Below are 17,103 nucleotides of genomic sequence, written 5' to 3'. Positions count from 1 at the left end.
GTTCCCCGGCCCGCACTGCTGTTCGTGGGCCACGACGCTGAGGGCGCCCCTCCCCGGGGGCGCCCTCAGCGCATGCCGGGGTCCCCCGGGTGCCGTACCGTCCGATGTATGAGCAACGCCGCGCCACCACGCAAGACCCCGGAGAAACCGTGGCGCACCGAGGGCACGCCGGAGGAGCCGGCCAAGTGGCCCGGGGGCAGGAGGCCGCGCGGCGGCTGGTGGGGACTGGTCGTCGCCGCGGTGATCGTCTTCCTCATCGCCTACGGCGCGGTGTCCTACTACAACCGGGGCAACGAGCCGACGATCTCGTACACGGAGTTCAGCCGGCAGATCGACGTCGGCAACGTCAAGACGATCTACTCCAAGGGCGATGCCATCCAGGGGCAGCTCAAGCACGCCCAGGCCAAGCCCCACGGCGGCGGCAAGTACACCAAGTTCAAGACCCAGCGCCCCGCCTTCGCGGACGACAAGCTCTGGCAGAACCTGAACAAGCACCAGGTGACGGTGACCGCCCAGCCGGTGGTCCAGGAGCGCAGCTTCCTGTCGAATCTGCTGCTCTCACTCGCGCCCCTGGTGATCCTGGTGGTCGTGTGGGTCTTCTTCGCCCGGCGCATCGGGGGCCTGACCGGCCCGGGCGGCATGCTCGGCCGCAAGACCCCGCCCAGACCGGTGGAGCTGCGGCCCGGCATCCGGCGCACCACCTTCGCCGACGTGGCCGGCATCGACGAGGTCAAGGGCGAGCTGGACGACGTCGTCGACTTCCTGGAGCACCCCGACGCCTATCGCAGGATGGGCGCGAAGGCGCCGCGCGGCGTGCTGCTCACCGGCCCGCCGGGCACCGGCAAGACGCTGCTGGCGCGGGCGGTGGCGGGCGAGGCGGATGTGCCGTTCTTCTCCGCCTCCGCCTCCGAGTTCATCGAGATGATCGTCGGCGTCGGCGCCTCCCGGGTGCGCGAGCTGTTCGCCGAGGCCCGCAAGGTGGCCCCGTCGATCATCTTCATCGACGAGATCGACACGATCGGGCGGGCACGCGGCGCGGGCGCCTCGGTGAGCGGTCATGACGAGCGTGAGCAGACCCTCAACCAGATTCTCACGGAGATGGACGGCTTCACCGGCTCCGAGGGCGTGATCGTCATCGCGGCGACCAACCGGGCCGACATCCTGGATCCCGCGCTGACCCGGCCCGGCCGCTTCGACCGTGTGGTCCATGTCTCCCCGCCGGACCGCGCCGGACGCGAGGCGATCCTCAGGATCCACACCCGGGACATCCCGCTCGCCCCGGATGTGGACCTGGCCCAGGTGGCCCGTACGACCCCTGGCATGACCGGTGCCGAGCTGGCCAACCTCGCCAACGAGGCGGCCCTGCTGGCGGTCAAGCGGAAGCAGCAGCAGGTGACGCAGACCGACTTCTCCCAGGCGCTGGAGAAGGTGCAGCTGGGCGCCGAACGGTCACTGGTGATGCCGGAGGAGGAGCGCCGCAGAACCGCGTACCACGAGAGCGGGCACGCCCTGCTCGGGATGCTCCAGCCGGGCGCCGACCCGGTTCGCAAGATCACGATCGTGCCGCGCGGCCGGGCACTCGGGGTGACGCTGTCGACCCCCGAGTCCGACAAGTACGCGTACACCGAGGAGTACCTGCGCGGCCGCATCATCGGCGCTCTCGGGGGCATGGCGGCGGAGCGGGTCGTCTACGAGGTGATCACGACGGGCTCCGAGAGCGACCTCGAACAGGTCACCAACATCGCCCGTGGCATGGTCGCCCGCTGGGGCATGAGTGAGCGGGTGGGCCGTCTGTCGGCGCTGCCGAGCGACGCGCAGCAGGCGTACGGCCTGGCGGCCGCCCCGCAGACGCTGGACGTGATCGAGATCGAGATGCGGCGCATCGTGGACGAGTGCTACGAGGAGGCGTGCCGCAAACTCCAGGACCACCGGACCCAGCTGGACGCGCTGGCCGAGGCTCTGCTGATCAACGAGACGCTGGAGGAGGCGGAGGCGTACCGGATCGCCGGGGTGCTGCGGGTGCGCAAGGACGACTGAGCGATCCCGGGCCTCGGGCCTCCGAGCACATCCGCCGCGCTCCCGGGCCCCGGCCTCCGAGCACGTCCGGCCGGTCGCGGCGCTAGGGGACGCGTGCGATCAGATAGCGGAACACATTGGGCATCCACACCGTTCCGTCCGCCCGCCGGTACGGGTGGAGCGCCTCCGCCAGCTCCTTGCCGACCTGCTCCGGGTCCGTCGCCTCGACCGCCGCGTCGAAGAAGCCCGTCGACAGCATCCCCCGTACGGCGCTGTCCACGTCCGCGTACCCGAACGGACAGGCGACCCGCCCGGATCCGTCCGGCCGCAGGCCCGCACGGCGGGCGGTCTCCTCCAGGTCGTCGCGCCCGGCGGGGCACGGACGGGCCGCCTCCGCCCCGGCATCGGCGAGTTTGACCGCGACGCGCAGCACCGACGCGCTGCTGCACCGCTCCGGCGGACCCCAGCCGGCGAGCACCACGGGCGCCCCCCGCCGGGCGAGCGGTGTCGCCGCCGCGAGCTGCTCCTCGAGGCTCTCCGTGTCGCCGCAGGCCGTGTGCCCGGCCGGCCCGAACGCGGTCAGCAGGGTGTACGCCGGAGCTCCGGGCACGGGGGCCGCGTCCCGCGGGGAGCCGCCGACGATCCGGACTGCTCCACACGCGCATGGACCCCGGCCCGGAGTGCGCAGCCGTTCACGCGCGAGCGCCAGTCGCTCGTCCGCACCGGAGTCGACCCCGGTCACCTCGGCGCCCCGGGAGGCGGCCAGCAGCAGAGCGAGGCCGCTGCCGCACCCGAGCGCGATCAGCCGTGTTCCGCAGCCCACTTCGAGCCGGTCGTAGACGGCCTCGTAGAGCGGGACGAGCATGCGCTCCTGTATCTCGGCCCAGTCACGCGCGCGTGCACGCCGGTCCACGCGGGGAGCCGCCCCCGCATGGAGGAGGTGCTGCCCCGCGAGCGTAGGTGTCATCGAAAGCGCCCCAATCGCCGTCGGTTGTCACTCGGTTCGGTTCCTCGGCCCCCGTGACGTTGCGCACTTCCCCCGTTCCCCTCCGTATGCCAGGTAACTCCGCGCCCGTCGTGGCGTCCAGGGGGTGTGGCGCACTCCTTGTGAGCCGTCCGTGCGCCCCCGGGCACCCCCGTAACAAATGGTTCCCGAGGCCGCAGGGTGTCCCCCTACCATCGCGCCATGGCGAAAACACCCGTTCTCACACCCCGGGCGGACGACTTCCCGCGCTGGTACCAGGACCTGATCGGCAAGGCCGAACTGGCCGACAACGGGCCGGTGCGCGGCACCATGGTCATCCGACCGTACGGGTACGGACTGTGGGAGCGGATGCAGGCGGAGATGGACGCCCGGATCAAGGAGACGGGCACCCAGAACGCGTACTTCCCGCTGCTGATCCCGGAGTCGTACCTCACCCGGGAGGCCGACCACGTCGAGGGCTTCGCGCCGGAACTCGCCGTGGTCACGCACGGCGGCGGCCACCGGCTGGAGGAGCCGGCGGTCGTCCGTCCCACCTCCGAGACCATCGTCAACGACTACTTCTCCAAATGGATCCAGAGCTACCGCGATCTGCCGCTGCTCATCAACCAGTGGGCGAACGTGGTGCGTTGGGAGCTGCGGCCGCGGCTGTTCCTGCGCACCTCCGAGTTCCTGTGGCAGGAGGGGCACACCGCGCACGCCACGTACGAGGAGGCGCGCGACTTCGCCGGCCATGTCCACCGGCGGGTCTACGAGGACTTTCTGCGCACCGTCCTCGCGATGGACGTCGTCCCCGGCCGCAAGACGGCCAAGGAGCGCTTCGCGGGCGCCGTCAACACCCTCACCCTCGAAGGGATGATGGGTGACGGCAAGGCTCTGCAGATGGCCACCAGCCATGAACTCGGCCAGAACTTCGCCCGGGCCTTCCACACGCGGTATCTGTCGCGGGAGGGCCGGCAGGAACTGGTGTGGCAGACCTCCTGGGGCTCGACGACCCGCATGATCGGCGCCCTGGTGATGGCGCACGGCGACGACGACGGACTGCGTGTCCCGCCGCGTCTCGCACACATCCAGGTCGTCGTGCTCGCGATCAAGGACGACGACTCGGTTCTGGCCACGGCCCGCGAGGTCGGCGACCGGCTCAGGGCGGCCGGTCTGCGCGTCCGGGTGGACGACCACACCGACGTCCCCTTCGGCCGCCGGGCCGTCGACTGGGAGCTCAAGGGCGTGCCGGTGCGGGTCGAGATCGGCCCCCGTGACCTGGAGAACGGCACCGCGATGCTGGTCCGCCGCATCCCCGGGGGCAAGGAGCCGGTGGCGCTCGACCAGCTCGCGAGCGTCCTCCCCGGGATCCTCGACGCGGACCAGGCCCTGCTGCTGGCGCAGTCCCGTGAGCGCCGCGAGTCCCGGACGGCGGAGGTGTCGACCGTCGGCGAGGCCGTCGAGGCGGCGAGCGCCGGAGGCTGGGCGCGCATCCCGTGGGCGGTGCTCGGCGAGGAGGGCGAGTCGAAGCTCGCCGAACACGCGGTGACCGTACGGTGTCTGGTCGCCGAGGACGGGTCGGTGCCCGAGGCCGATGACGCACCCGGTAACGTCGCGGTCGTCGCGCGCGCTTATTGAGATGGCGGGGAGAGCGACCGAAACGCCTCTTGCGCATCTGCAGGGCCCAGGTGTCCCGGCGCGCGGAGTTCTTCTACGCGCCGGGTCGTACGCGTTACTACGCACCGGCTTGGTATGAGCTGTGAGGCTTCTGGGCAGATCAGCGCACCCGCCCTCGTCAGGACGCATCAGTCGCAACTGACGGGTACGTGCAAATTATTTGGGATGCCCCGGAATAGGAACACGGGAGCCCTCAGGCTCGTTCTCATTACGTGAGCACGACACCACCTGTTCTCGCCGCAGAGCTGGCAGAGGCGTGGGCCGACATTCAACGGCACCACCCTGAACTGCCGGATCTCGCCGCGCCGGAGTCCCTGATCGGAGAGTCGTCGTCCGCCTGCGGACACGAACTCTCATTCGAGCGACTGCTTCATGAAGCAGTCCACGGCATCGCAGCCGCCCGTGGAGTACGCGACACCTCCCGGGCCGGCCGCTACCACAACCGCAGATTCCTCGCGATCGCCGAGGAGCTGGGCCTGGACCACCCCGAGGAGCCGCACCCGAGCAGCGGCTTCTCACTGGTGACGCTCAGCCCCGAGGCGAAGCGCCGCTACCGCCCGACCATGGAGCGGCTCCAGCGCGCACTGAAGGCCCACTCGGCGGCGACGGCCGCGGACACCGCCCGCAGCTTCCGGGGCCCGGCCGCGCGGCACGGATCCTCCGGAGGCGGTGTCCGGGTCAAGGCGGTCTGCGACTGCGGCCGCAATGTCCGCGTCGTGCCGTCGGTGCTGGCCCAGGCCCCGATCATGTGCGGCGGCTGCGGCAAGCCGTTCCGCATCCCCGAACCGGTGGGGGCGGCGGCGAGCTGACCGGACGGCTGCTCGTGGCAGCCGTGCTCGGCTCGGTCCGCAGTTGACGACGGCACCCAGTGAGCGCCGGGCGGCGTGACCCACGCCCGGGGGACCCCGGCGCCGGGTGTCTCTTCGGCATGCCCGCACACACGCCCCGGCCCTCCGGCTCAGGACGCCCCGCGAGGTGTGGCACAATGGCTAGCTGTACTCGACAGCCGCACAGGACCCCTCTCTCCTCCGGCTGACGCGTCCATCGGGCCACTCGGGTACCGCAACCCCACGCGGCATCTCGTTGTGCCCAACCACGTCAAATCCAGGAGAACCCACTCCCGTGGCAGTCAAGATCAAGCTGAAGCGTCTGGGCAAGATCCGTTCGCCTCACTACCGCATCGTCGTCGCCGACTCCCGTACCCGCCGTGACGGCCGGGCCATCGAGGAGATCGGCAAGTACCACCCGACGTACAACCCGTCGGTCATCGAGGTCGACGCCGAGCGTGTGGCGTACTGGCTCGGTGTCGGCGCCCAGCCGACCGAGCCCGTGCTCGCCATTCTGAAGAAGACCGGCGACTGGCAGAAGTTCAAGGGCGAGCCCGCCCCGGCGCCGCTGCTCGTGGCCCAGCCCAAGGCCGCCCGTCCGACGTTCGAGGCGCTCGGCGGCGAGGACGAGGGCAAGGGTGAGGCGATCACCCAGAAGAAGAAGGCTGAGAAGAAGGACGAGGCCGCGGCCGAGTCCGCTTCGGCCGAGTCGACCGAGGCCTGAGCATGCTCGAGGAGGCTCTCGAGCACCTCGTGAAGGGCATCGTCGACAACCCTGACGATGTGCAGGTTGCCTCGCGCAACCTGCGCCGCGGGCGAGTGCTCGAGGTCCGGGTCCACCCCGACGACCTCGGCAAGGTGATCGGCCGCAACGGCCGCACCGCACGCGCCCTGCGCACCGTCGTGGGCGCCATCGGCGGCCGCGGTGTCCGCGTCGACCTCGTCGACGTGGACCAAGTCCGCTGAACGCAACGCAGCACCGGCACGGGCCGGGGAGGGCCATGGGCCGTCCCCGGCCCGTGGCCGTTACGACAGGAGATCTTCAGAAGTGCAGCTGGTAGTCGCACGGATCGGCCGCGCCCACGGCATCAAGGGCGATGTCACCGTGGAGGTACGTACCGACGAGCCGGAACTGCGGCTCGCGCCCGGCGCCGTGCTCGCCACCGACCCCGCCGCCACGGGGCCGCTCACCATCGCCACCGGCCGGGTGCACAGCGGCAACCTGCTCCTGCGGTTCGAAGGTGTGAACGACCGCACCGCCGCCGAGGCCCTCCGCAACACCCTCCTGATCGCCGAGGTCGACCCCGACGAGCTCCCCGAGGGCGAGGACGAGTACTACGACCACCAGCTGATGGACCTCGACGTCGTCACCAAGGACGGCGTGGAGGTGGGTCGCATCACCGAGATCTCGCACCTGCCCTCGCAGGACCTGTTCGTCGTGGAGCGTGCCGACGGCACCGAGGTGATGATCCCGTTCGTCGAGGAGATCGTCACCGAGATCGACCTCGAGGAGCAGCGGGCGGTCATCGACCCGCCGCCGGGGCTCATCGACGACAGGGCCGAGATCGCGTCCTCGCGAGACGAGGCATGATGCGGCTCGACGTCGTCACCATCTTCCCCGAGTACCTGGAGCCGCTGAACGTCTCCCTCGTCGGCAAGGCACGCGCGCGTGGACAGCTCGACGTGCACCTGCACGACCTGCGGTCCTGGACGTACGACCGGCACAACACCGTCGACGACACCCCCTACGGCGGCGGCCCCGGCATGGTCATGAAGACCGAACCCTGGGGTGACGCACTGGACGACGTCCTCGCCGACGGCTACGAGTCCGGCTCCGGCGCCCCGGCGCTGATCGTCCCGACCCCCAGCGGCCGCCCCTTCACCCAGAAGCTCGCCGTCGAACTCTCCGAGCGCCCCTGGCTGATCTTCACCCCCGCCCGCTACGAGGGCATCGACCGGCGCGTCATCGACGAGTACGCCACCCGGATACCCGTGTACGAGGTGTCCATCGGCGACTACGTCCTCGCCGGCGGCGAGGCGGCCGTCCTCGTCATCACGGAGGCGGTGGCGCGGCTGCTGCCCGGGGTCCTCGGGAACGCCGAGTCCCACCGCGACGACTCCTTCGCACCCGGCGCGATGGCCAACCTCCTGGAGGGGCCCGTCTACACCAAGCCGCCGGCCTGGCGGGGACGCGAGATCCCGGAGGTGCTGCTCAGCGGCCACCACGGCAGGATCGCCCGCTGGCGCCGGGACGAGGCCCTCAGGCGTACGACGGCCCACCGGCCCGACCTGATCGAGCACTGCGAGCCCGCCGCCTTCGACAAGAAGGACCGCGAGATGCTCTCCATCCTCGGCTGGGCACCGGACCCGGAGGGCGCGCCGCACGGCCGATTTTGGCGCAGGACCGAGGCCGTGGAAGAATAGGCGGCTGTTGTCCGAGGTCCGGCGCGCGCCCCTGCCACAGGGGGACACGACGCCCGCTCCGACCCGGCCGGCGACTCTCTTACCGAAAAACTAATTACCGTTCATGACCTGTGGCATGGGCGAAGAAAGCAGACGACATGTCTCACCTGCTCGACTCCGTCGACTCCGCGTCGCTGCGCAGCGACCTCCCGGCCTTCCGCCCCGGTGACACCGTCAACGTCCACGTCCGCGTCATCGAGGGCAACCGCTCCCGTGTGCAGCAGTTCAAGGGCGTTGTGATCCGCCGCCAGGGCTCCGGCGTGCGCGAGACCTTCACGGTCCGCAAGGTCTCCTTCTCCGTCGGCGTCGAGCGCACCTTCCCGGTGCACACCCCGATCGTCGAGAAGATCGAGCTCGTCACCAAGGGTGACGTGCGCCGCGCCAAGCTGTACTACCTGCGCGAGCTGCGCGGCAAGGCCGCCAAGATCAAGGAGAAGCGCGAGAACTGAGCGCCTCCCGGGGCCCACAGCGGGGCCGGATAGCATCTGGCCCCGATGGACACCGAAGCACAGCACACGGAGCGCGACCGCTCCTCCCACCCAGCCGACTCCGAGGAGACCTCGGACGGTCCGGGTGCGGAGGAACGGTCGCGCTTCGCGTTGGTGTCCCGCATCACCGACCGGCTGCCCGGAGGGCGGATCACCCTGACCGTCCTGGTCTGTCTGGTCTTCCTGTTCGGCCTCGGCGCCTGGGTCATACAGCCCTTTGACATCCCGAGCGGTTCCATGGAACCCGGATTGAGGGTTGGGGACCGCGTGCTCGTAAATAAGTTGGCGTACCGTTTCGGATCGAAACCAGAGCGGGGAGACGTCGTCGTGTTCGACGGCACCGGGTACTTCGGGAGCGCCGACTACGTAAAACGGGTAGTTGGTGTGGGGGGAGACCGTGTGGTCTGCTGCGACAGGGAGGGGAGGCTCGAGGTGAACGGCCGGTCGGTCGACGAGTCGTCGTTTCTGTACCCGGGGAACAGCCCGTCCGACGTCCCCTTCGACGTCGTCGTGCCCACCGGCACGCTGTTCGTGCTCGGCGACCATCGCAGGGACTCCAGCGACTCCCGCGATCATCTGGGCTCGCCCGGCGGCGGCATGATCCCGCTCGGCGCGGTGATCGGCAGGGCCGACTGGGTGATCCGGCCCTCGGCGGACCTCCGGCACCTGTCCCGCCCCGGCGCCTACGGGCGCGTGCCGGGCGCGCCGGGGAAGGCGGACGGCGCCCATGGGTAACCGCGGCAAACCGCGCGACCTGCCGTCCGACCCCGTCGCGCAGAACCTCCTGCCCACCGGCGCACGGCGCACCGCCGCCGCCGGCCCCACCGGCCGCAGCCGCGCCGAGCGACGCAAGCTGCAGCGCAAGGTCAAACGCAAGCGGAGGCGTTCCGCGGTCAAGGAGATACCCCTCCTCGTCGGCGTCGCCGTCCTCATAGCCCTGGTCCTGAAGACCTTCCTGGTGCAGGCCTTCGTGATCCCGTCGGGCTCCATGGAGAACACGATCCAGGTCGGCGACCGCGTCCTGGTGGACAAGTTCACCCCGTGGTTCGGCTCCAAGCCGCAGCGCGGCGACGTCGTCGTCTTCCAGGACCCCGGCGACTGGCTCGCGGGCGAGAAGACGACCAAGAAGAACGACCCGGTCGTCATCAAGCAGGTCAAGGAGGGGCTCACCTGGATCGGCCTGCTGCCCTCCGACAACGACAAGGACCTCATCAAACGGGTCGTCGCGGTCGGCGGGGACACCGTCAGGTGCTGCGACACCCAGGGGCGCGTCACGGTCAACGGGATGCCCCTGAACGAGCCGTACATTCACCCGGGAAACAAACCTTCGGACTTCTCCTTCCAGGTGACCGTGCCCCCGGGCCGGCTGTGGGTCATGGGAGATCACCGGGCCAACTCGGCGGACTCGCGCTACCACCGCACAGAGGCGTACAGCGGTACCGTTTCAGAGAAGTCCGTCGTCGGCCGTGCCATGGTCATCGCCTGGCCCGTCGGGCACTGGACCCGCCTGAGAGAGCCAGACACTTATGCGTCCGTGCCGAGCGGGTCGACCACCGCGCTCGGTCCGTCGCATAGGGTGGCCTCCGCGGATCGATACGGATTGATCCCCCTCCCGACCCCTGCGGAACTCCCGCTCGTTATGGGAGTGGTGGGCCTGCGCCGGCTGAGGCGCCGGCGGTGGTACGGAGTGAGGAGTGGATGTGGGGGATTTGGCGGTCGGCGCACGGTCCGGACACGAGGGTCCAGAAGAGAGGCCGCAGCGCCCCGACGACTCGGCCGCCCCGGCCGCGGACGACCTCCCCGGCTCCGGCAGTGACCCCTCGAGCAGTGGTGGCGGCGCACACGGCAGCGACGGACAGACCCCCCGCGCACCGAAGCAGCGCTCCTTCTGGAAGGAACTCCCGCTCCTCATCGGTATCGCGCTGGTCCTCGCGCTGCTGATCAAGACGTTCCTGGTGCAGGCGTTCTCGATTCCCTCGGACTCGATGCAGAACACCCTTCAGCAGGGCGACCGCGTCCTCGTGGACAAGCTGACCCCGTGGTTCGGCTCCGAGCCCTCGCGCGGCGAGGTCGTCGTCTTCCACGACCCGGACAACTGGCTGGCGGGCGAGCCCACGGCCAGCCCGAACGCCCTCCAGACGGTCCTGAGCTGGATCGGTCTGATGCCGTCCGCGGAGGAGAAGGACCTCATCAAGCGGGTCATCGGTGTCGCGGGTGACACGATCGAATGCCGCAACACCGGGCCCCTGCTGGTCAACGGCAAGGCGCTCAACGAGCCTTATGTGTACCCGGGCAACACCCCCTGCAGCGTGGACGACCAGGGCGGCCAGTTCAAGGTCACGGTTCCCCCGGGCAAAATCTGGGTCATGGGCGACCACCGCCAGAACTCGCTGGACTCCCGCTACCACCAGCAGGACAGGTACCAGGGCTTCGTGCCGGTGGGGAACGTGGTGGGCCGCGCGATCGTGGTCGCCTGGCCGCCCACCCGCTGGAACACGCTGCCGGTCCCGGACACCTTCGACCAGGGGCTCGGCTCGACGGCTCCCGCCGCCCTGGGCCTGACGGGCGCGGTCCCGCTGGTCCTGTGGCGTCGACGCCGCATCACCGCGCGGCTTACCGCCGGAAACTCTCGGGTTCCCGGCAGCGGTACCGCCGGGTAGGGTGCCGTCCCAGATCGCCGATCTTCCGCGGGCCCCGGACGGCCGCGGGGTCGAATCTCCGAACTGGGGAGCACTGGGATGAGCGGGACTGGTCGTACGGGAGAGGGCCGCGGACGGCTCGGCAGCACGCTGTCGGGGCTGGCCGTGGCCCTCGGCTGTGTGCTCTTCGTCGGCGGGTTCGCCTGGGGCGCCGTCGTCTACAAGCCCTACACCGTGCCCACCGACTCCATGACGCCCACCATCGCCGCCGGTGACCGGGTCCTCGCCCAGCGCGTGGACGCCGCGGACATCAAACGCGGTGACGTCGTCGTCTTCCGGGAGAAGACCTGGGGCAACATGCCCATCGTCAAGCGGGTCGTGGCGGTCGGCGGCGACACCGTCGCCTGCTGCACCGACGGCAAGCTCACCGTCGACGGCAAGGAGATTCACGAGACATACCTGGCCAAGGGACAGGTCGCCGAGCTCAAGCAGATCCCCACGATCACGGTCCCGAAGGACCGGCTGTTCCTCCTCGGCGACGAACGCAGGGGCTCGCTGGACTCCACGGCCCACCTGACGGAGGCCTTCAGCGGCACGGTGTCGCGCGGCTCCGTGGACGCCCGGGTGGACGCCGTGGCGTGGCCCATGAACGGCATGCTCGCCCGCCCGACGGGCTTCGAGGAACTCGGCCCGATCTCCTCGCCGGGGCCGTTGCGGCTGATCCTCGGCGCGATCGTGGCGGGCGCGGTCCTGGTGATGGCGGGCGGGGCCTACGGGCCGATCGCCCAGCGCGCGGCCCGCAGGCGGGGCAACGCCGTACGGACGGAGCCGGCCGGTGCCCGCTGAGGCGCCGTCCTCCCTCCCCGGCCCGGACGAGCGGAAGGAGCCGTACGGCTACGAGGGCGGGACGGGGCAGTGGGACGAGGCCCGGTCGCGGAAGGTGGCCCGGGTGGTGCTCCTGGACCCCAGGGACCGCATCCTGCTGCTCCACGGGCACGAGCCGGACGACCCGGCCGACGACTGGTGGTTCACGCCCGGAGGCGGCGTGGAGGGCGACGAGAGCCGTGAGCAGGCGGCGCTGCGCGAGCTGGCCGAGGAGACCGGCATCACGGATGTCGAGCTCGGCCCGGTGCTGTGGCAGCGCAGGTGCTCCTTCCCGTTCGCGGGCCGCCGCTGGAACCAGGACGAGTGGTACTACCTGGCTCGTACGACCCAGACCGTCACGGCCGCGCAGGCCCTGACCGAGCTGGAAAGGCGCAGCGTCGCCGGAGCGCGGTGGTGGACGTGCCGGGAACTGGTCGAGTCGCATGAGACGGTGTATCCGACGAGACTCGCCGAGCTGCTCCGCAGGCTGCTCGACGAAGGTCCCCCGGCCGGTCCAGAAGTCCTTGACACCGAAATCGTCTAGGGGCTCACGGGACTGGCGCACAATGGTGGGACCGCACGGCTGAAGGGGAACATGCCATGAGCGCCGAGGACCTCGAGAAGTACGAGACCGAGATGGAGCTGAAGCTCTACCGGGAGTACCGCGATGTCGTCGGTCTGTTCAAATTCGTGATCGAGACCGAGCGGCGCTTCTACCTCACCAACGACTACGAGATGCAGGTGCACTCGGTTCAGGGCGAGGTGTTTTTCGAGGTGTCCATGGCCGACGCCTGGGTCTGGGACATGTACCGGCCCGCACGCTTCGTGAAGCAGGTACGCGTCCTCACGTTCAAGGACGTGAACATCGAGGAGCTGAACAAGACCGATCTGGAACTGCCCGGCGGATGAGCGACGGCACCTCCTCACCCGCCCGGGTGACAGAGTTGTCCACAACCGCCGCCCTGTCCACCAAGATCCACAGTGGGAAGCCTGATGCGTGACGGTTGGCGCCGGAGGTGGTGCCGACATGAACACACAACAGGCACGCAGTGCCCTGGGCAGGTACGGAGAGGAACTGGCCGCCCGGCGACTGTCCGCGGCCGGCATGACGGTCCTGGAGCGCAACTGGCGCTGCGGCCGCACCGGTGAGATCGACATCGTCGCCAGGGACGGCGACGTGCTGGTGGTCTGCGAGGTGAAGACCCGCCGGGGCGGCTCCTTCGAGCACCCCATGGCCGCCGTCACCCCCGCGAAGGCGGACCGCCTGCGCGAGCTCGCCGAACGCTGGATCCAGGGCCACGGCGGCGCACCACCGGGCGGGGTCCGCGTCGACGTCGTCGGTGTCATGCTGCCCGACCGCGGCGCCGCCGTGGTCGAGCACGCACGGGGGGTGGGGTGATGGGCTTCGCGCGCACCTGCTCCGTGGCGCTGGTCGGCGTCGAGGGCGTCGTGGTCGAGGTCCAGGCCGACCTCGAACCCGGCGTCGCGGCCTTCACCCTCGTGGGCCTCCCCGACAAGAGCCTCACAGAGAGCCGGGACCGGGTCCGGGCGGCCGTGGTGAACTCCGGCGCCACCTGGCCGTCCAAGAAACTCACCGTGGGCCTCAGCCCCGCGTCCGTACCGAAGGCCGGCAGCGGATTCGACCTGTCAAGTAATGGACTAGGACTCTTTTAAACCGTAAAATTCCAATATGCAGAATGAGGGGCAAATCGGCATACGTCACCATGCTGTGATCTACTGCCGGATCTCCGACGATAGAGAAGGGCGACGGGAAGGCGTCGACCGACAGGAAAAGGCGTGCCGCCAGCGTGCTGCCCGACTCGGCTGGGACGTAGTTGAAGTCCTCATCGACAACGACATCTCGGCGTACTCGGGAAAGAGGCGTCCCCAGTACGAGCGGATGCTCGACATGCTCCGTGGTGGCCACGCCGATGCCGTTCTCGCTCTCACCTCCCGCCGGCTCCAGCGCAACTGGCGCGATGCCTTCGACTTCCTTGACCTGGTGGAACAGAAATGCATCGCCGTCGAACTGGTGAAGTCCGGCACCGTGAACCTGTCGACCGCCGACGGGCGCCGTGAAGCCCGTCGCAAGGCTGTGGACGACCAGCATGAGTCCGAGGAGATTGGCGAGCGGGTCCGTGACGCCAAGGCCGAAGCTGTCGCCCAGGGCGTCTACCGCGGCGGTCCGCGCCCCTTCGGGTACGAGGCTGACGGTGTCACCATCTGCGAGGATGAGGCGCGCTGGATCCGCTACGCCACCAAGGCGGTCATCGACGGTGAGTCCCTGCGATCGATCTGCCGCACCCTGGCCCATCAGGGCGTCCGTACGGTGCCGCGCCGCAAGCGCCTGCCGGACGGAACACGCACCGAGCCTGTCGACCGCGAGTGGAGGCCCGAGGAACTGCGGAAGATGCTGCTGCGGGCCCGCAACGCTGGGCTCCTGGAGGTCACAGTCAAGGACAAGGACGGCAAGAAGCGCTCCGAGATAGTCGGCCCCGCCGTGTGGCTGCCAGCCCTGGACGGAGACCGGGACAGGGCCGAGGAGATGTGGCGTGCGTGCAAGACCGTTCTAGAGAATCCTGCCCGCCGCACGACGACCGGCAACGGCCGTGTATGGCTCCTCAGCGGCTTGGCACGGTGCTGGTGCGGTTCCACGGTGCGCTGCTCTACAACGGGCGTAGGCGGGCGCAAGAAGGCCTTGGAAAGCGGCAAGACGCACCGTCCCGCCTACCGGTGCCGGGCGATCCCCAGTCACGTCATCCGCGACACAAACGCGCTCAACCAGTACATCGAAGATCGAGCTATCGAGCGGCTTTCCCGACCTGACGCCGCAGAACTGCACCTGCAACCGGTCCCTGGCACTGATCCGCCCGAAGACCTAGCGGCAGAAGCCCAGAGACTCCGGGTCAAGCTGGACGGCATCGCCGCGGACTACAGCCAGGACCTCATCACCCGAGAGCAAATGCTCACTCTCACCGCGGTGACACGAGAGCAACTGAACACGGTCACTACCAAGGTGGCCAGCAGGGCATCGACCTCCGTCCTCGCTTCGCTGCCGCTGGGCGACCCTGAGGCTGTCGCGGAGCTGTGGCCGACGCTACACCTGGACCGGCGTCGGCAGGTGGTCGATGCCCTGATGACCATCACAATCGGGCGGGCTCGAAGAGGGCGGCCACCGGGTTACCGGCCGGGGATTGATAAGTCGTACTTCGACGCTGACTCGATCACTATTGAGTGGAAGCCTGCATCATGATGGCGATAACAATGGTGTCCACTGCGCAAGCCCTCCACAGCGTCTAGCGGCAGTACCGGGAGACGGGGATGGGAGGGTGGCTTTCCTTGCGACGCCAGTACGGCGCTCCGATCGTACGCTTATTGAGGATGAGCCTCATTGGAAAGCTGTAATGCGTGCTCTCCATGTCGTCGTGGTGTTGCACCCGTCGATGAATTAGAATTGGGTCATGGAGAATTGCGTCGACGACCCTGCATTAATATCTACCCTAGAAAATCCTCTCTGTATCGCCCTAAAACCCCGGATTCAGGGGTCTACCAGTGTGGGCGTTGACGCCTCTAACCTGCCTCTGGTGGAGCTTGGTGCCGTTTTGTGTTCCGGGACCGTTGGCCAGCTTGGGCATGTCGATGAACTCACGGTCAATGTGGAGCAGTTGACTCCGACGCGGGCCAGGTTGTGAACGCCCAGCAGCGGCCGCAGTCCTATGCGGACATACGAATCCGGAGAGCTGAGCAAGCCGGTGACCTTGCAGGGGCTGACTACTGGCGCCGGGTGAAGGCGGACGTGGATCAGTCGCCACCGTTGGGGCCGCGACAGAAGGCCTTGCTGAGGTCTCTGTTATCAGGGCCAGGGGAAGTTGAGCCCGGAGTCGCCTGACGCCGGGAAGCCGCTGTCCCATAGCCAGCATCCGGCGAAGTAGAAGCTGACGTTCGTCTCAGGCAAGCGGGTGTGGCCCTGTGTACTGCGTCACCCGGCCTCTGCGGTCGGCGTAACTTGGTTTACCAGACTGTGGTCCGGGGCCGTGTGCTGAGCTGGTCGACGCCCTGTGAGACGCCGCAAAGACGACGTTTGTGGGACCTCTGCCGCTTCGGACTGGCATGCTCGTCTCGAAGGGGGAGCAGTGACTAGAAGGAAGAGGCCCGTTCAAGGGCCCGTGGCATACAACCTGCTGTCGCGCCTTGAGACCAGTGCTGTCCTAGCGGCGGCGCCGTTCCTCGCAGCGATTGGCACACACTTTGGTAATCGGCTGGCTGGCAGGCTGGATGACGCAACACGTACGGCAGTGCGCCGTTTCCTGAGGCGCCAAGCTCGGCAGCAAACTCGTGGCGAGATCCGCCATATCGAACTGAGAACGGAACAGGGGTGGCGGATCACTTTTCCGCCCAGCTTGCCTGCCGAGGCGCTGGGCCAACTGCCGGACCTTTGCGCGGCGGACCCTCCGCAAAGTGACATCAGGTTCGTGATGAGTTGGAGAACTGAGGGATGGACGTGCTTCGTGGCCCGCGATGGTGAGTTCGTGTCCTATCGGTGGGAAGGGGATGAGAAACGCTGGACTTCTGCGCCGCTCAGTTGAGCAGGAAGCTACCAAACCGGGTCCCGTGCGGCGACGCCAGTATCGGAGCGCCCAACCGAGGCGAGTGCTCGCGCTGATCAGTCAGGCGAAGAGGATCGCGTACTCCTTCCCGTAACGACCTCGGACGCCCCTGATGCGGAAACCTCCCTGGTGGCGCTGAACCGTCTTAAGCGTCTTAGATCTATAACCGGGGTAGTCCGGCCCTTCTTCATGCTCACCGTACGACCGGCCTTCACGGTAGACGGAACTGAACTCGGCTCGGTAGATGGAGCGCGCGTCAGGGTCGATGATGTGCACACCCTGTCCTGTGCGGTTAACCACCCATAGCATCTCCTGGGGAACCTTCACCTCGGTGCGTCCTGGCTCAGCGACGAGCAAGGCGCTTGCGCGGTGGCTCGTAAAAATCCATGCCGTGGCGTCGTAGCCGATGGCCTTGTCTAGTCTGCAGCGGGCCTTCATGGTGTCGACTTGGATCCGGGAATCCGATGGTGTCCCGCCGAGTGGTGTAGCAGCGATCTCCGCATAGCCCCTGGTCATGGGGCGGCCATCGCGCAACTCTCCGAGTAGCGAAGCTCGTTG

The 17,103-nt window shown here is 68.7% G+C and carries 18 protein-coding genes and 1 pseudogene; 17 read left to right on the top strand and 2 right to left on the bottom strand.

The window, feature by feature from the left end; all coding sequences use genetic code 11:
• The first annotated feature begins 108 nt into the window (after positions 1-108).
• Positions 109-2,037 carry an ATP-dependent zinc metalloprotease FtsH gene (ftsH, locus tag ACFY2Z_RS15960; protein WP_390744769.1) on the top strand — a complete coding sequence of 643 codons (1,929 nt, stop codon included), beginning with the start codon at positions 109-111 and terminating at the stop codon, positions 2,035-2,037.
• Positions 2,038-2,119: 82 nt separating this feature from the next.
• Here the strand turns inward: ftsH and ACFY2Z_RS15955 are convergent, their stop codons facing one another.
• Complete coding sequence (locus tag ACFY2Z_RS15955; RefSeq protein ID WP_390744768.1) at positions 2,120-2,983, bottom strand: SAM-dependent methyltransferase; 864 nt, start codon at positions 2,981-2,983, stop codon at positions 2,120-2,122.
• A 219-nt stretch (positions 2,984-3,202) separates the two neighbouring features.
• Here ACFY2Z_RS15955 and proS point away from each other — a divergent pair, with 219 nt between their 5' ends.
• From proS to ACFY2Z_RS15875, 16 genes and pseudogenes are all read left to right on the top strand, one after another.
• The gene (gene proS, locus ACFY2Z_RS15950; protein ID WP_390744767.1) at positions 3,203-4,618 is read left to right on the top strand and encodes a proline--tRNA ligase; all 1,416 of its coding nucleotides are present in this window, start codon (positions 3,203-3,205) and stop codon (positions 4,616-4,618) included.
• A 251-nt stretch (positions 4,619-4,869) separates the two neighbouring features.
• On the top strand, positions 4,870-5,466 hold the full coding sequence (locus ACFY2Z_RS15945; protein ID WP_390744766.1) for a hypothetical protein: 597 nt from the start codon (positions 4,870-4,872) through the stop codon (positions 5,464-5,466).
• A 313-nt stretch (positions 5,467-5,779) separates the two neighbouring features.
• Positions 5,780-6,208 carry a 30S ribosomal protein S16 gene (rpsP, locus tag ACFY2Z_RS15940; RefSeq protein WP_390744765.1) on the top strand — a complete coding sequence of 143 codons (429 nt, stop codon included), beginning with the start codon at positions 5,780-5,782 and terminating at the stop codon, positions 6,206-6,208.
• 2 nt (positions 6,209-6,210) lie between these two features.
• A complete protein-coding gene (locus tag ACFY2Z_RS15935) occupies positions 6,211-6,450 on the top strand; it encodes an RNA-binding protein (protein ID WP_014176063.1) in 240 nt (79 codons plus the stop codon).
• A gap of 82 nt (positions 6,451-6,532) precedes the next feature.
• A complete protein-coding gene (gene rimM / locus ACFY2Z_RS15930) occupies positions 6,533-7,075 on the top strand; it encodes a ribosome maturation factor RimM (RefSeq protein ID WP_390744764.1) in 543 nt (180 codons plus the stop codon).
• A complete protein-coding gene (trmD, locus tag ACFY2Z_RS15925) occupies positions 7,075-7,908 on the top strand; it encodes a tRNA (guanosine(37)-N1)-methyltransferase TrmD (protein ID WP_390744908.1) in 834 nt (277 codons plus the stop codon). Before rimM ends, trmD begins: the two co-directional genes overlap by 1 nt.
• Positions 7,909-8,045: 137 nt before the next feature.
• Positions 8,046-8,396, top strand: a complete 351-nt coding sequence (rplS, locus tag ACFY2Z_RS15920; RefSeq protein ID WP_311694945.1) for a 50S ribosomal protein L19 — start codon at positions 8,046-8,048, stop codon at positions 8,394-8,396.
• A gap of 45 nt (positions 8,397-8,441) precedes the next feature.
• The gene (gene lepB / locus ACFY2Z_RS15915; RefSeq protein ID WP_390744763.1) at positions 8,442-9,170 is read left to right on the top strand and encodes a signal peptidase I; all 729 of its coding nucleotides are present in this window, start codon (positions 8,442-8,444) and stop codon (positions 9,168-9,170) included.
• Entirely contained in the window at positions 9,163-10,251 is a 1,089-nt protein-coding gene (gene lepB / locus ACFY2Z_RS15910; RefSeq protein ID WP_390744762.1) for a signal peptidase I, read from the top strand. The genes lepB (ACFY2Z_RS15915) and lepB (ACFY2Z_RS15910) overlap by 8 nt, the downstream gene beginning before the upstream one ends.
• Positions 10,136-11,095 (top strand): signal peptidase I, encoded by a 960-nt coding sequence (lepB, locus tag ACFY2Z_RS15905; RefSeq protein ID WP_390744761.1) that lies wholly within the window; start codon positions 10,136-10,138, stop codon positions 11,093-11,095. Before lepB (ACFY2Z_RS15910) ends, lepB (ACFY2Z_RS15905) begins: the two co-directional genes overlap by 116 nt.
• A 78-nt stretch (positions 11,096-11,173) precedes the next feature.
• Positions 11,174-11,920, top strand: a complete 747-nt coding sequence (gene lepB / locus ACFY2Z_RS15900; RefSeq protein ID WP_390744760.1) for a signal peptidase I — start codon at positions 11,174-11,176, stop codon at positions 11,918-11,920.
• 94 nt (positions 11,921-12,014) lie between these two features.
• The gene (locus ACFY2Z_RS15895; protein ID WP_390744907.1) at positions 12,015-12,482 is read left to right on the top strand and encodes an NUDIX hydrolase; all 468 of its coding nucleotides are present in this window, start codon (positions 12,015-12,017) and stop codon (positions 12,480-12,482) included.
• Between the two features lie 56 nt (positions 12,483-12,538).
• A complete protein-coding gene (locus tag ACFY2Z_RS15890) occupies positions 12,539-12,847 on the top strand; it encodes a DUF2469 domain-containing protein (RefSeq protein WP_390744759.1) in 309 nt (102 codons plus the stop codon).
• Positions 12,848-12,935: 88 nt separating this feature from the next.
• Positions 12,936-13,337: a YraN family protein gene (locus ACFY2Z_RS15885; protein ID WP_390744758.1), complete on the top strand. Its 402-nt coding sequence runs from the start codon at positions 12,936-12,938 to the stop codon at positions 13,335-13,337.
• Positions 13,337-13,588, top strand: a pseudogene (locus ACFY2Z_RS15880) (magnesium chelatase domain-containing protein); the annotation flags it as partial. The gene ACFY2Z_RS15885 and the pseudogene ACFY2Z_RS15880, both read left to right, overlap by 1 nt.
• A 40-nt stretch (positions 13,589-13,628) precedes the next feature.
• On the top strand, positions 13,629-15,191 hold the full coding sequence (locus ACFY2Z_RS15875) for a recombinase family protein (RefSeq protein ID WP_390744757.1): 1,563 nt from the start codon (positions 13,629-13,631) through the stop codon (positions 15,189-15,191).
• A gap of 1,414 nt (positions 15,192-16,605) precedes the next feature.
• On the opposite strand, the gene ACFY2Z_RS15870 is transcribed toward ACFY2Z_RS15875, so the two are convergent.
• A partial coding sequence (locus tag ACFY2Z_RS15870; protein WP_390744756.1) for a hypothetical protein occupies positions 16,606-17,103 on the bottom strand: 498 nt, incomplete at its 5' end.

It is taken from the genome of Streptomyces sp. NPDC001222 (assembly GCF_042896945.1).
Classification (GTDB): Bacteria; Actinomycetota; Actinomycetes; order Streptomycetales; family Streptomycetaceae; genus Streptomyces; species Streptomyces gibsoniae.
The sequence above is the reverse complement of the archived record's forward strand: the minus strand, read 5'-3'. Positions and strand labels throughout refer to the sequence as shown.

Bases quoted from the DNA above. Each gene is read 5' to 3' on its own strand.
- ftsH (WP_390744769.1), top strand. From the start codon at position 109: ATGAGCAACGCCGCGCCACCACGCAAGACCCCGGAGAAACCGTGGCGC.
- ACFY2Z_RS15955 (WP_390744768.1), bottom strand. From the start codon at position 2,983: ATGACACCTACGCTCGCGGGGCAGCACCTCCTCCATGCGGGGGCGGCT.
- proS (WP_390744767.1), top strand. From the start codon at position 3,203: ATGGCGAAAACACCCGTTCTCACACCCCGGGCGGACGACTTCCCGCGC.
- ACFY2Z_RS15935 (WP_014176063.1), top strand. From the start codon at position 6,211: ATGCTCGAGGAGGCTCTCGAGCACCTCGTGAAGGGCATCGTCGACAAC.
- trmD (WP_390744908.1), top strand. From the start codon at position 7,075: ATGCGGCTCGACGTCGTCACCATCTTCCCCGAGTACCTGGAGCCGCTG.
- rplS (WP_311694945.1), top strand. From the start codon at position 8,046: ATGTCTCACCTGCTCGACTCCGTCGACTCCGCGTCGCTGCGCAGCGAC.
- lepB (WP_390744763.1), top strand. From the start codon at position 8,442: ATGGACACCGAAGCACAGCACACGGAGCGCGACCGCTCCTCCCACCCA.
- lepB (WP_390744762.1), top strand. From the start codon at position 9,163: ATGGGTAACCGCGGCAAACCGCGCGACCTGCCGTCCGACCCCGTCGCG.
- lepB (WP_390744760.1), top strand. From the start codon at position 11,174: ATGAGCGGGACTGGTCGTACGGGAGAGGGCCGCGGACGGCTCGGCAGC.
- ACFY2Z_RS15890 (WP_390744759.1), top strand. From the start codon at position 12,539: ATGAGCGCCGAGGACCTCGAGAAGTACGAGACCGAGATGGAGCTGAAG.
- ACFY2Z_RS15875 (WP_390744757.1), top strand. From the start codon at position 13,629: ATGCAGAATGAGGGGCAAATCGGCATACGTCACCATGCTGTGATCTAC.